Below are 13,127 nucleotides of genomic sequence, written 5' to 3' on the forward strand. Positions count from 1 at the left end.
ATCACTAAATTCCACTTTGCCACTGCTTGATGGCCTCGAACGGATGCAGCAGCATGATCACGTTGAGTGTCAGATTGTCCCGGATGAGATAGCCGGTACCGAGTTCGAAGATGATGGCGAGGCTGACGATCACCCATATAGGTAGCCTTCGCGCCATCACAAATCCCAGCACCATGGCCAGTGTGTCGGACACCGAATTGATGATGCTGTCGCCGTAATAGTTGAGCGAGATCGTGCCGGCGCGGTAGCGCTCGATGATGAACGGGCTGTTTTCCAGCAGCTCCCAGCCGCCTTCGATGAGGACCGCGAATGCCAGCCTCAAGCCGATCGGCGAACGCGGAAACAGGAACCGTGCCAGCGCATAGAACAGGAAGCCGTGGATGATGTGCGAGAACGTGTACCAGTCCGAAATGTGCTGGGAGTTCTCGGAACTGTTTACCACACCGTGCCAGAGCTTGACGTAACCGCAGGTGCAGATCGGCGGATGACCCATGCCGTAAAGGGCCCCGGCCTGGAAGATGAGCAGGGCCAGCACTAGCAGCAGCCCCATTCGCCAGCTGTCTTCATAGGCCGAGTAGCTGTTGTCGTCGCCCGATGCGTTCATGCCCTATTGCCTCTCTTCCGCGTCGCCGTCTCGACCATCACAAAGCCCGTCACGCCTTCAGCGGCGGTAGCCGGCGGATCACGGCCGCAGGCAAGGTGGGTTTGACGACAATCCGCCGGATACGCTGCCAGCCAGCCCCGAACAGAATAATCAGCGCGCCGACAACGACCAGGATCAAGGCAAAAGGCGGGACGCCCGTCGAATCGGAGGCGGAATTCACCAGATAATAGATGCCCAGCGAGCCGAAGTAAGCCAACGTAGGAACCAGAAGCGAACGGCGGTCTATGGCGAGCGCGACATAGAGGAAGCCAAGGATCAGGATCGTCAGCATAATGGTTGCATTGGCGTCCGGTGCGATATGTCCGAATACGACGTTCTGGCCGGTTGCCATGATAAAGAGCGGATGCACCAGCATGGGCGCTGAGACGACATGCAGCCAGAAAGCGCAATCGGACCAGATCTTGCGTCGATCCCTATCGTAAATGTCAAAAGCCACACCCGTTGCGAACACGATCAGGCCGCAGATCAACGGCATGTAAAGTGCCGCGCGGAGCAATTCGGGAACATCCTCAAGGCGCGGCGGCGCAATCGCACCCGTTGTCACACTGTGATACAGGATTATCGCCGTTTGCAGGAAGGCAAGCAGTGTGAAGGCGATGGCGATAGCCCCGGCAATGATGGGGACGCGAAAGCGCCAGAAATAGATCGCCGCCGCAATTATTCCTCCGCCCAGGAACAGATATCCGGCCCGGGACGCCGTCTGGCGCAACGCCAATAGCTGCCAGATAGTCTCCGGCTTGCGTATGCCGAAGCTGGCCTCCACTTGTAGCGCCAGAGCGACCAGAGTGGCGGCCATGAAAATCAGGGCAAGGACGGACGACGATAATTTCATCCGGTGCTGACGCGTGACAATTTCGGCGAGCCCCCAGGCGAAAACCGCGAGGATGCCAGCGATCCAGAATGTCTGGCCTGGAAGCAAGGTGGTGAGGACAAAGAAGAAGCCGGCGCTGAGCAGGACGGTTCCCACGGTGACGAACAGATCGTTGCCGCCGCCGACCAGCCGCAGGTTTTCCTCGTCACCATCGTCATCGGCGCGCCTGCCCTCGGGGGTGAGAGCGACCGCGCGTTCCATGACCTCCAGCTGATCCCGCGTGATTTGCGAGATCAGACCTGCTGCGACCGCCTTGTCGAGTGTTTCAGCGCTGATCAACCGGCCTCCTGTGGTGCTTCGCGCGCCATCATCAGGGCTGGCCCGTATTCCGTTGTCCGGGTGTCAAAGGCGGCAAAGCCGGCTTTCTCATAAGCGCGGATCGCTGGTGCATTGTTCGGATGCGGGTCGATGATGACGCGCGGCACGCCCTCCTCGAACAGCTGCTCGACGAATTGGCGCACGATCGCCGAGCCGTGGCCGAGGCCGATCAGCTCCGGCCGGCCGATCGACAGGTCGATGCCGAGCGTGCCGAACGGCTGGTCGGCATAGGGGTGGTCATCTTCCAGATGCGGGTCGTAGCTCTGCAGGTAGGCGATCGGCTTGCCGTCGAGCTCGACGATCAGCGGCTCGACGGAAATGCTGTCGATATGGTCGCGAATCTCGGCGATTTCCGTCTCTGGATCGTCCCACCACTGCGCGACATGCGGTTCGGCGAGCCAGCCGGCGATCATCGGCAGGTCTCTTTCCGTCACCGGCCGAAAATCGTAGAGCGAGCCCGATTCATCCTGATGAGATCGGGATGAGGCTCTATCTTCTTGTTTGGCCAAGATCTTCTCCGAAAACCGGTTTCCACTTTTCGGGATCACGGCCGGCTTGCTCAGGCGGCATCCGCGTCTCAAGCGGCATCCAGCGTTTCGACAACAAAATTGTTGTTGGTGTAGACGCAGATGTCGGACGCGATCTGCATCGCCTTGCGGGCGATCTCCTCGGCGTCCTTGTCGGTGTCCATCAGCGCGCGTGCGGCGGCCAGTGCGTAATTTCCGCCGGAGCCGATGGCCATGACGCCATGTTCGGGTTCGAGCACGTCGCCGGTGCCGGTCAGCGCCAGTGAGGTCGACTTGTCGGCAACCAGCATCATTGCCTCCAGCCGGCGCAGGTAGCGGTCGGTACGCCAGTCCTTGGCGAGCTCGACACAGGCGCGCGTCAACTGGTCGGGATATTGTTCGAGCTTGGCTTCCAGCCGCTCCAGCAGCGTGAAGGCATCGGCGGTGGCGCCGGCGAAACCGGCAATCACATTGCCGCCCTTGCCGATGCGGCGCACTTTCTTGGCGTTGCCCTTCATGATGGTCTGGCCAAGGCTGACCTGGCCGTCGCCGGCGATCACCACCTTGTTGCCCTTGCGCACCGTCACGATGGTCGTGGCGTGCATGGTCAGATTATCAGACATTTCCTGGCTCCGATTCGCGCCATCCCAAAAGGCGATTGGCGCGGTACGAGTGAGTTGATCGGCCATATGTATGCACAGGCCCGGTTATTGCAAACGGCTCGATAGCGACCAGGATGGCAACTGGCAATCGCCGGATCATGCTGCTAGAAGGCTTTCGTTTTCAAGCCGGTGAAGGCTTGGAACGCGTGAAACCCTGGGACAAGGACAAGTCATGTCGCCCCGTTCCGCCGAAGCAAGCCGCAAGACCAAGGAAACCGATATTGCTGTATCGGTCCATGTCGACGGCTCGGGCAAGTCAGACATTTCGACGGGCGTCGGTTTCTTCGACCATATGCTGGATCAGCTGTCGCGCCATTCCCTGATCGACATGACGGTCAGGGCCAAGGGCGATCTGCATATCGACGACCACCACACCGTAGAAGACACCGGCATCGCGCTCGGCCAGGCGCTGGCCAAGGCACTCGGCGAACGGCGCGGCATCATGCGCTATGCCTCGATCGACCTTGCCATGGACGAGACGCTGACGCGCGCGGCGATCGACGTGTCCGGCCGGCCGTTCCTGGTCTGGAACGTTTCCTTCTCGTCGCCGAAGATCGGCACGTTCGACACCGAACTGGTGCGTGAATTCTTCCAGGCGCTAGCGCAGAATGCCGGCATCACACTGCACGTCACCAACCACTATGGCGCCAACAACCACCACATCGCCGAGACCTGCTTCAAGGCGGTGGCGCGTGCGCTGCGCACTGCGCTCGAACGCGACCCGCGCCAGCCGGACGCGGTTCCCTCCACCAAGGGATCGTTGAAGGGATAAGGTCATGGCCATCTATGTCGTGATGGAACCGCCCGGCCGTAGCGAGAAGGTCGACGCAACGGCCTTTGTCCGCGATGGCTTCACTTGGCTCGGCTTCCTGGTGCCCCCGCTCTGGTTCGCGTGGCATAGGCTGTGGATCGAAGCCGCGCTCGCCTTCGTCGTCGCGGGCCTGCTTTCATTGCTTGGCCAAAAGCTCGGCCTTGGGCTGACCGGTTCACTGCTGTCGCTGCTGGTTTCGCTCTATGTCGGGTTGGAGGGGCAGGGGCTGCGCATCGCAGCACTTCGCCGCCGCGGCTGGCATGAATGGGGCGTGGTCGAGGCCGGTCGGCTCGACGATGCCGACGGGCGCTACGCGTTGGAGGCGGAAGCATTTTCCGATCAAGCCGTACCGCCGCCGCGCATGGTCCCGGATGCCGCCCTTGCGCGCCCGGCGCAGCCGGGAATGGCGCTGGGGCTGACTCACATTCCGGGAAGACCCTGACATGCGGGTTGCGATCATCGATTACGGGTCGGGCAATCTACGCTCGGCCACCAAGGCCTTCGAGCGCGCCGCGCGTGAGGCAGGCATATCGGCTGAAATCGACCTGACCGCCGACGCCGAACGGGTCCGCGCCGCCGACCGCATCGTCCTGCCCGGCGTCGGTGCCTATGCCGACTGCGCGGCCGGCTTGCGCGCCGTCGCCGGCATGTGGGAAGCGGTCGAGGAAGTCGCGATCCTCAAGGGCCGGCCTTTCCTTGGCATCTGCGTCGGCATGCAGCTGATGTCCGAGCGCGGCCTGGAAAAGACCGTGACGCACGGCTTTGGTTGGATCGCCGGCGACGTCAAGGAGATTATGCCGGCCGATCCGGCGCTGAAGATCCCGCAGATCGGCTGGAACACGATTGAACTCAAGCGTCAACACCCACTGTTTGCGGGCATTCCGACCGGAAGCAGCGGACTGCATGCGTATTTCGTGCATTCCTACCACCTCGACGCGCAGAAGTCCGACGAGGTTCTGGCGGTCACCGACTATGGCGGCCCGGTGACGGCCACCGTCGCCCGCGACAATCTCGTCGGCACGCAGTTCCATCCCGAAAAGAGCCAGGCGCTGGGCCTGGCGCTGATCACCAATTTCCTGCGCTGGAGGCCCTGAAGGATCATGAGCAAGAAGGGTTATTGGATGGTGATGATCGATGTCCGCGATCCCGAGATGTACAAGCAGTACATTGAGGCGAATGCGGTCGCCTTTGCGAAATACGGCGCGAAATTCCCGGTGCGGGCCGGTCGCTACGAGAACCCGGAAGGACCGACCGGCAACCGCCATGTGCTGGTTGAGTTCGAATCCTACGACAAGGCGGTCGAATGCTATCATTCGCCGGAATATCAGCACGCCTCGAAGTTCCGGCTTGCCGCCTCGACCGGCCATTTCGTCATCGTTGAAGGCGCCTGAAAATTGATCCTGTTTCCAGCCATCGATCTCAAGGACGGCCAGTGCGTGCGCCTGAAACACGGCGACATGGCGACCGCGACCATCTACAACGATGACCCGGCCGCCCAGGCAAAAGCCTTCGAGCAGCAGGGCTTCGAATGGCTGCATGTCGTCGACCTCAATGGCGCCTTCAAGGGCCAGAGCGTCAACAGCGCGGCGGTCGGCGCCATCCTCAAGGCGACGAAGAACCCGGTCCAACTCGGCGGCGGCATCCGCACGCTGGAGCAGATCGAAGATTGGCTCGACCGCGGGCTCGCCCGTGTCATCCTCGGCACGGTGGCGGTGCGCGACCCAGATCTGGTCAAGCAGGCCTGCAAGGCGTTCCCGGGCAAGGTGGCCGTCGGCATCGACGCCAAGGGCGGCAAGGTCGCCGTCGAGGGCTGGGCCGAGGCGTCGAGCCTCGGTGTCATCGAACTGGCGAAGAAATTCGAAGGCGCCGGCGTCGCCGCTATCATCTACACCGACATCGACCGCGACGGCGTGCTGACCGGCATCAACTGGGATGCCACCATCGACCTCGCCGACGCCGTGTCCATCCCCGTCATTGCGTCCGGCGGCCTCGCCTCGATCGCCGACATCGTGCGCATGACCATGCCCGATGCGCAAAAGCTCGAAGGCGCGATCTCCGGCCGGGCGCTCTATGACGGCCGCATCGATCCGGCCGAGGCGCTGGCGATCCTGCAAGGCAGGCCGGCGGTGGAGACGCAGCGGTGAAGATCTCCATCATCCTGGCGTCCTATGACAGCGGCCACTATCATGGCGGCATGGGCCAGGGTCCCGACGCGTTGATATCCGGCGGGTTGGTCGAAGCCCTGACCATAGCCGGTCATGACGTTGTCGTCGAAGACATAGGCAGGGTAGGCGACGTCCAGGAGCGCGAGATCGCCACCGGCTTTGCCGTCTGCAACGCGGTCGCGGCCGAGGTTCGCCTTGCTCGCGACAGCGGCCGCTTTCCCATCGTTCTCTCAGGAAATTGCCTGACCAGCGCCGGCGCGGTCGCTGGCGAAGGTGCCGATGCGATCGTCTGGGCCGACCAGCATGGCGATCTCAACACGCCCGAGACATCCGTCTATGGCTTTCTCGACGGCATGGCGCTGGCGACCGTGCTCGGCCTGTGCTGGCGTCCGATGACGGCGGCCATTCCCGGCTTCCAGCCGATCGATCCGTCACGTTGCGTGCTCGTCAACGCACGCGATCTCGATCCGGCTGAAAAACAGCTCCTCGAGACATTGCCGATCCTTCGAACGGAATGTCCTGGAGTGGCCCAGGCGACCGAAAGACTGAAGGCCGCCGGCGCCAAACGCATTCACATGCATCTCGATCTGGACGTGCACGATCCGGAGGAACTGCAGGCCAACCGCTATGTCAGTTCGGGCGGGCCGAACCCGGAACAATTGCGCGGCGCGGCTTGCACCATGGCGCTTGCGGTGCCGGTCGTCGGCATCACTGTTTCCGCCTACGATCCGGCCTTCGACGCCCAGGGCGATGTTCCACCGCTGGTCGGCCAGCTGCTTAACGATCTCATCGCCACGATAGAGGGAAGGTGATGCTGAAAGCCCGTGTCATCCCTTGCCTCGACGTCAAGAACGGCCGTGTCGTCAAGGGCGTCAACTTCGTCGATCTCATCGACGCCGGCGATCCGGTCGAGGCGGCCAAGGCCTATGACGCGGCCGGCGCCGACGAGCTCTGCTTCCTCGACATCACGGCGTCATCGGACAATCGCGAGACCATCTTCGACGTCGTTGCCCGCACCGCCGAACAGTGCTTCATGCCGCTGACCGTCGGCGGCGGCGTGCGCCAGGTCGCCGACATCAGGAAGCTGCTGCTGGCCGGCGCCGACAAGGTGTCGATCAACACGGCAGCGGTGAAGAACCCGGATTTCGTCGCTGAAGCCGCCGACAAGTTCGGCAATCAGTGCATCGTCGTCGCCATCGACGCCAAGAAAGTGTCAAGCGGCGGCGAAGCCGACCGCTGGGAGATATTCACCCATGGCGGACGCGAGAAAACCGGCATCGACGCGGTTGAATTCGCGCAACTGATGGTCGATCGCGGCGCCGGCGAGATCCTTTTGACCTCGATGGACCGAGACGGCACCAAGGCCGGCTACGACATCGCACTCACCCGCGCGATATCAGACGCGGTGCGCGCGCCGGTCATCGCGTCCGGCGGCGTCGGCACGCTCGATCACATGGTCGAAGGCATCCGAGACGGCCATGCCGGCGCGGTGCTGGCGGCTTCCATCTTCCATTTCGGTACCTACACCATAGCGCAGGCCAAGGCGCATATGGCTCAGGCCGGCCTGCCGATGCGGCTGGACTCCACGAACAATTGGACCTAAAGCATGAGCCCGAAAAGCGGGAACCGGTTTTCGGAAAAGATCATGCTAAAACAAGCAGATAGATAATGCCAATGACCGAGTTTTCGCTCTCCGATCTGGAAAAAATCGTCAGGGAACGTGCCCGTTCCGGTGACCCGGAGTCTTGGACGGCAAAGCTGTTTGCGCGCGGCATCGACAAGGCGGCGCAGAAGCTCGGCGAAGAGGCGATCGAGACAGTGATTGCCGCCGTCAAGGGCGACAAACAGGCTCTCGTTTCGGAAAGTGCGGATCTTATATATCATTGGCTCGTCGTTCTCGGCATCTCAGGGGTTCCGTTGAGCGACGTACTCAGGGAACTCGAAGGCCGCACCGGTCGTTCGGGCATTGCCGAGAAGGCGTCACGGCCCAAGGGCTGACCGCGAGGAGGGCAGGTATTTCGATGGATCAGCTCGCGCCGACCGAGAAATATTCCCCCTTTCGTTTCTTCTCCGCCGAGCAATGGTCGCAATTCCGCGCCGACACGCCGCTGACGCTGAGCGAGGATGAATTCCGCCGCCTGCGCTCGCTCAACGACCCGGTCGACCTCGAAGAGGTCAAACGCATCTACCTCTCGCTGTCGCGGCTTCTGTCGGCGCATGTCGAGGCCAGCCAATTGCTGTTCAGGCAACGCCAGGCCTTCTTCAATGCGGTCGACGTGGAAAAAACGCCGTTCATCATCGGCATTGCCGGCTCCGTCGCGGTCGGCAAATCGACCACCGCGCGCGTGTTGAAGGAGCTGCTGGCGCGCTGGCCGTCGAGCCCTAAGGTCGATCTCATCACCACCGACGGCTTCCTGCTGCCCAACGAGGTGCTGCGCCGCGAAAACCTGATGGAGCGCAAGGGTTTTCCCGACAGCTACGATGTCGGCGCGCTGCTGCGCTTCCTGTCCGGTATCAAGTCGGCGCAGCGCAATGTCCGGGCGCCGGTCTATTCGCACCTGACCTATGACGTCATTCCAGGCGAGTTCGTCACCATCGACCGCCCCGACATCCTGATCTTCGAAGGCATCAATGTCCTGCAGCCCGGCAAGCTGCCGCAGGACGGCAAGATCGTGCCCTTCCTGTCGGACTTCTTCGACTTCGCCATCTATATCGATGCCGACGAGAAGCTGATCCATCAATGGTACACCGCTCGTTTCATGCGGCTGCGCGAGACCGCCTTCCGCAATCCGGATTCCTTCTTTCACCGCTATTCGCAGCTCTCGGAGGATTCGGCCCGCGCCATCGCCGAAGGCCTTTGGACCAACATCAATCTGAAGAATTTGCGTGAGAACATCCTGCCGACGCGGGCTCGCGCCGACCTCATCCTGCGCAAGGGCGCCGATCACCTGATCGAGGAAGTGGCGCTCAGGAAGCTGTGACGAGGGCCGCCAAGGGCGTCTCGAGCAATTCCAGGAAAGTGCGAAGCGGTTTCCGTCCGGGATTGCATCAGAACAAAGCTCAATCAGCCTTCTTCCGAGACTTCATTCGTCGCTGTGGGGATTGGTTTCGTGACCCGCCGCAGCGTCAGATTGATGCGCCCGCCATTTTTCAGCAGCGCCGAGGTCGAGGGGTAGATGCGGTCGACGCCGTGAAAGCTGAGGCGTCCTTCGCCGCCGAGCACCACGACGTCGCCGCTTTTCAGCCTGAACGACTTCGTGCCGCCCTCCCGCGTCGTCTGGCCGACCCTGAACAAGCAATCGTCGCCCAGCGAAACGGAAACCACCGGTGCCGAAAAATCGGCCTCGTCGCGGTCCTGATGCAGGCCCATTTTGGCCTCCGGCGTGTAGAAATTGACCAGGCAGGCTTCCGGCGGATGTGGATAGCCCGACACCTGCCGCCACAGCTCGAGCAGCGCGTCCGGGATTGGCGGCCACGGCAATCCGGTCACCGGATGCGTCGGCTGGTAGCGATAGCCATGCTCCTTGTCGGTGACCCAGCCGAGCGGTCCGCAATTGGTCATGCGCACGCTCATCTCCTTGCCGGTGCGCGGCATCGCCGGAACGAACAGCGGCGCCTGCTGCACGATGCCTCTCACCGCCTCGACCAACGCTTCCTGCACGGTGCGAGACAGATAGGCCGGCATGTGGCGGACGCCTTTTGGCAGGACGAGCATGGCTGTTCAATCACATTGGTCGTGCGAAAACATGATGCCATGACGGGTCACCGGCAGCGACCCGAAAACCGCATCTGCAGACGCTTCCGATGACTCAGTCGTCGCCGACCCGGCCGCGCAGTTTCTTGATCGTGCCGCGTCCAGCCTTGCTCTTCAGCCGCCGCTCCACCGCGCCCTTCGACGGCCGCGTCTTCTTCCGTGGCGGCGGTGGCGGCTCAGCGGCCTTGGCGACCAGCGCTGTGAGCCTTGCGCGTGCGTCCGCCCGGTTCTGTTCCTGCGTGCGGAAGCGGCTTGCCTCGATGACGATGACGCCGTCCCTGGTGGCACGCTGGCCGGCAAGCTTGATCGTCCGCTCGCGTACGCGCCCCGAAAGGCCCGTTGCGTTGGCTGCGTCGAAGCGCAGCTGCACCGCCGTCGCCACCTTGTTGACGTTCTGGCCGCCCGGACCGGACGAGCGGATGAAGTCCTCGTGCAGGTCGCCCGGATGGATCACCGCATCGTCGGCAATGATGATGTCGTCGTCGCTCGCCATGCCGCACTCATGGCGCGGCGGACCGAAAAAGAAAAGGCCCGATCGAAACCGGGCCCTTCAACGACAGGCTGACTTCAGCCCAATGACGTGATTACTCCGCCGCTTCCTGCATGCGCGGCGCGGCACCCAGCACCACCGCGTCGACATGGCTTTCGAATTTCTCGAAGTTGACGGCGAACATGCCGACCAGCCTTGCCGCCTGCCGGTCGTAACCGGCCTTGTCGGCCCAGGTCGACCGCGGGTCGAGAATGGCGCTGTCGACGCCGCGAACCGCCACCGGCACCTCGAAACCGAAATGAGGGTCGGTGCGGAACTCGGCCGTCTTCAATGAGCCGTCGAGTGCCGCCGCAAGCAATGCCCGCGTTGCCTTGATCGGCATCCGCTTGCCGGTGCCGTAGGCGCCGCCGGTCCAGCCGGTGTTGACCAGCCAGCAGTCGGCATCATGGCGGGCGATCAGTTCGCGCAGCAAATTGCCGTATTCCGAGGGATGGCGCGGCATGAACGGCGCGCCGAAGCAGGTCGAAAACGTCGCCTCGGGTTCGGTCACGCCCTTTTCGGTCCCGGCCACCTTGGCGGTGTAACCGGACAGGAAATGGTACATCGCCTGCGCCGGGGTCAGCCGGGCGATCGGCGGCATCACGCCGAAGGCATCGGCGGTCAGCATGATGATGTTCTTCGGATGATTGGCGCGTCCCGTCTTGCTGGCATTGGGGATGAAATCCAGCGGATAGGCGCAGCGTGTGTTTTCGGTGAGCCTTCCATCGTTGAAATCCGGCACGCCGTCGGCGTCGAGCACGACATTTTCCAGCACCGTGCCGAAGCGCTGCGTGGTGGCAAAGATTTCCGGCTCGGCCTCCGCCGACAGCTTGATCGTCTTGGCGTAGCAGCCGCCTTCGAAGTTGAAGATGCCGTGCGGTCCCCAGCCATGTTCGTCGTCGCCGATCAGCGCGCGCGACGGATCGGCTGACAGCGTCGTCTTGCCGGTGCCCGACAGGCCGAAGAAGACGGCGGCGTCGCCGCTCGCACCCTCGTTGGCCGAGCAATGCATCGGCATCACGCCCTTCGCCGGCAACAGATAGTTGAGCATGGTGAACACCGACTTCTTCATCTCGCCGGCATAGGAGGTGCCGCCGATCAGCACGATCTTGCGCGTCAGGTCGACAGCGATCACCGTTTCGGTCCGGCTGCCGTGGCGGGCGGGATCGGCACGGAACGACGGCAGGTCGATGATGGTCATCTCGGGCACGAAATGCTCGAGCTCGGCGGCATCCGGGCGGATGAGCAGATTGCGGATGAACAGCGAGTGCCAGGCAAGTTCGGTAACCACCCTGGCCGGCAGCTTCAGCCCTGCGTCAGCGCCGCCGACCAGATCCTGCACATAGAGATCCTTGTCGACGGCATGCGCGCGGAAATCGGCAAGCAGAAGGTCGAACTGGGCCGGCGAGATCGCCTTGTTGTTGTCCCACCAGATATGCGGCTCGGTGGCGCCGTCGCGTACGACGAATTTATCCTTGGGCGAGCGGCCGGTGTGCTGGCCGGTCTCGGCAACCAGTGCGCCATGTGCGGTGAGCCGGGCTTCGCCGCGCCGGATCGATTCCTCGTAAAGGGCCGCCGCGCCGAAATTATAGCGCACCACGCCGGTGGTCTTCAGGCCGATATGATCGATCGCACAGGCAGAATTGCGTTTTCCGACTTCCGACATCAAGTGTCCCTCTTCGTTTTCCGCGTCTTTGCCGGCGTATATTCGGCATGCCCACAAGCAGGCTGAGATCGTCAGAACCAGAAAAGCCAAATGATATCAAATCATTAATCGATTTAAAAATTTTGAAAGTTGTTTAAATCGTTTATATGTGCAAAAAGTTTGGTGGTTGCCCAAAGGATTGGCGGTGTTCGTTCGTCCAATCCATATCGAGGTAGGATTGTGGCCGCCGGCATGCCGCGCGTGACAGCGGACAAGGCCTATGCCACATTTTGTACCTAATTTGTCCTGCAAAAGCCCCTTCTCTACGAAAGAAGGGACAGCTCATGAGGGAGCCGCTTGAAATGGCAACAATCGCGCTTGTCGATGACGACCGCAACATTCTGACGTCGGTGTCGATCGCCCTCGAATCCGAGGGGTATCGTGTCGAGACCTACACGGATGGTGCGTCTGCGCTGGAAGGGCTGGCGGCACGCCCGCCGAACCTTGCCATCCTCGACATCAAGATGCCGCGCATGGATGGCATGGAACTGCTGCGCCGGATGCGCCAGAAGTCCGACCTTCCGGTGATTTTCCTGACCTCGAAGGACGACGAGATCGACGAATTGTTCGGCCTCAAGATGGGCGCCGACGATTTCATCCGCAAACCGTTCTCGCAGCGTCTGCTGGTCGAGCGGGTGCGCGCCGTGCTGCGCCGGGCCAGTGCCCGCGAGGCTGCGGCAAAGACGCCCAGCCAGCAGGCCCGCTCGCTCGAACGCGGCCAGCTGGTCATGGATCAGGAGCGCCACACCTGCACCTGGAAGGGCGAGCCGGTGACGTTGACCGTCACCGAGTTCCTGATCCTGCACTCGCTGGCGCAGCGCCCCGGTGTCGTAAAAAGCCGTGATGCGCTGATGGATTCGGCCTATGATGAACAGGTCTATGTCGACGACCGCACCATCGACAGCCACATCAAGCGGCTGCGCAAGAAGTTCAAGGCCGTCGACGACGACTTCGAGATGATCGAAACCCTTTACGGAGTCGGATACAGGTTCCGCGAAGCGTAAGTCGATCCATGTCGCCCAAAGTGATCCCGGTTTTGGGATAACGACATGCGTCAAAGCAAGGTAATGCATGTCGCCCAAAAGTGGGCCCGGTTTTGGGACAACGACATGCGTCAAAGCAAGGTAATGCATGTGGCCCAA

The 13,127-nt window shown here is 62.2% G+C and carries 17 protein-coding genes; 10 read left to right on the top strand and 7 right to left on the bottom strand.

Annotated elements, in window-relative coordinates:
- Positions 1–4: 4 nt before the first annotated feature.
- The 4 genes from AC1DZU_RS02300 to hslV all read right to left on the bottom strand — a co-directional run bounded on the left by AC1DZU_RS02300 (position 5) and on the right by hslV (position 2,982).
- Positions 5–604: a DUF2585 domain-containing protein gene (locus AC1DZU_RS02300; RefSeq protein ID WP_095083238.1), complete on the bottom strand. Its 600-nt coding sequence runs from the start codon at positions 602–604 to the stop codon at positions 5–7.
- Between the two features lie 49 nt (positions 605–653).
- On the bottom strand, positions 654–1,814 hold the full coding sequence (locus tag AC1DZU_RS02305) for a hypothetical protein (RefSeq protein WP_477281357.1): 1,161 nt from the start codon (positions 1,812–1,814) through the stop codon (positions 654–656).
- Complete coding sequence (locus AC1DZU_RS02310) at positions 1,811–2,362, bottom strand: GNAT family N-acetyltransferase (RefSeq protein WP_477281359.1); 552 nt, start codon at positions 2,360–2,362, stop codon at positions 1,811–1,813. The genes AC1DZU_RS02305 and AC1DZU_RS02310 overlap by 4 nt, the downstream gene beginning before the upstream one ends.
- 68 nt (positions 2,363–2,430) lie before the next feature.
- Entirely contained in the window at positions 2,431–2,982 is a 552-nt protein-coding gene (gene hslV / locus AC1DZU_RS02315) for an ATP-dependent protease subunit HslV (protein ID WP_477281361.1), read from the bottom strand.
- Positions 2,983–3,193: 211 nt separating this feature from the next.
- Here hslV and hisB point away from each other — a divergent pair, with 211 nt between their 5' ends.
- From hisB to coaA, 9 genes are all read left to right on the top strand, one after another.
- Positions 3,194–3,793, top strand: coding sequence for an imidazoleglycerol-phosphate dehydratase HisB (gene hisB / locus AC1DZU_RS02320; protein ID WP_352879363.1), 600 nt, complete (start codon positions 3,194–3,196; stop codon positions 3,791–3,793).
- Between the two features lie 4 nt (positions 3,794–3,797).
- Entirely contained in the window at positions 3,798–4,274 is a 477-nt protein-coding gene (locus AC1DZU_RS02325; RefSeq protein ID WP_477281363.1) for a DUF2628 domain-containing protein, read from the top strand.
- A gap of 1 nt (position 4,275) precedes the next feature.
- Positions 4,276–4,926 carry an imidazole glycerol phosphate synthase subunit HisH gene (gene hisH / locus AC1DZU_RS02330; protein WP_477281365.1) on the top strand — a complete coding sequence of 217 codons (651 nt, stop codon included), beginning with the start codon at positions 4,276–4,278 and terminating at the stop codon, positions 4,924–4,926.
- A gap of 6 nt (positions 4,927–4,932) precedes the next feature.
- The gene (locus AC1DZU_RS02335) at positions 4,933–5,223 is read left to right on the top strand and encodes a DUF1330 domain-containing protein (RefSeq protein WP_477281367.1); all 291 of its coding nucleotides are present in this window, start codon (positions 4,933–4,935) and stop codon (positions 5,221–5,223) included.
- A 3-nt stretch (positions 5,224–5,226) separates the two neighbouring features.
- The gene (gene hisA / locus AC1DZU_RS02340) at positions 5,227–5,976 is read left to right on the top strand and encodes a 1-(5-phosphoribosyl)-5-[(5-phosphoribosylamino)methylideneamino]imidazole-4-carboxamide isomerase (RefSeq protein WP_095083228.1); all 750 of its coding nucleotides are present in this window, start codon (positions 5,227–5,229) and stop codon (positions 5,974–5,976) included.
- Positions 5,973–6,809, top strand: coding sequence for an arginase family protein (locus AC1DZU_RS02345; RefSeq protein WP_477281369.1), 837 nt, complete (start codon positions 5,973–5,975; stop codon positions 6,807–6,809). The genes hisA and AC1DZU_RS02345 overlap by 4 nt, the downstream gene beginning before the upstream one ends.
- The gene (hisF, locus tag AC1DZU_RS02350) at positions 6,806–7,600 is read left to right on the top strand and encodes an imidazole glycerol phosphate synthase subunit HisF (RefSeq protein ID WP_477281371.1); all 795 of its coding nucleotides are present in this window, start codon (positions 6,806–6,808) and stop codon (positions 7,598–7,600) included. The genes AC1DZU_RS02345 and hisF overlap by 4 nt, the downstream gene beginning before the upstream one ends.
- A 71-nt stretch (positions 7,601–7,671) precedes the next feature.
- On the top strand, positions 7,672–7,995 hold the full coding sequence (locus AC1DZU_RS02355) for a phosphoribosyl-ATP diphosphatase (protein WP_477281373.1): 324 nt from the start codon (positions 7,672–7,674) through the stop codon (positions 7,993–7,995).
- Between the two features lie 23 nt (positions 7,996–8,018).
- On the top strand, positions 8,019–8,978 hold the full coding sequence (gene coaA / locus AC1DZU_RS02360) for a type I pantothenate kinase (RefSeq protein WP_095083214.1): 960 nt from the start codon (positions 8,019–8,021) through the stop codon (positions 8,976–8,978).
- Positions 8,979–9,061: 83 nt separating this feature from the next.
- On the opposite strand, the gene AC1DZU_RS02365 is transcribed toward coaA, so the two are convergent.
- The 3 genes from AC1DZU_RS02365 to AC1DZU_RS02375 form a co-directional block, all read right to left on the bottom strand.
- Positions 9,062–9,712 (bottom strand): alpha-ketoglutarate-dependent dioxygenase AlkB family protein, encoded by a 651-nt coding sequence (locus AC1DZU_RS02365; protein WP_477281376.1) that lies wholly within the window; start codon positions 9,710–9,712, stop codon positions 9,062–9,064.
- Positions 9,713–9,806: 94 nt separating this feature from the next.
- Entirely contained in the window at positions 9,807–10,244 is a 438-nt protein-coding gene (gene arfB / locus AC1DZU_RS02370; RefSeq protein ID WP_477281378.1) for an alternative ribosome rescue aminoacyl-tRNA hydrolase ArfB, read from the bottom strand.
- 91 nt (positions 10,245–10,335) lie between these two features.
- Positions 10,336–11,946, bottom strand: a complete 1,611-nt coding sequence (locus AC1DZU_RS02375) for a phosphoenolpyruvate carboxykinase (RefSeq protein WP_477281380.1) — start codon at positions 11,944–11,946, stop codon at positions 10,336–10,338.
- Positions 11,947–12,287: 341 nt separating this feature from the next.
- On the opposite strand from AC1DZU_RS02375, the gene AC1DZU_RS02380 reads away from it, so the two are divergent.
- A complete protein-coding gene (locus AC1DZU_RS02380; protein ID WP_013528337.1) occupies positions 12,288–12,989 on the top strand; it encodes a response regulator transcription factor in 702 nt (233 codons plus the stop codon).
- Positions 12,990–13,127 lie beyond the last annotated feature (138 nt).

The sequence above is a fragment of the Mesorhizobium sp. P2_A12 genome (assembly GCF_056405075.1).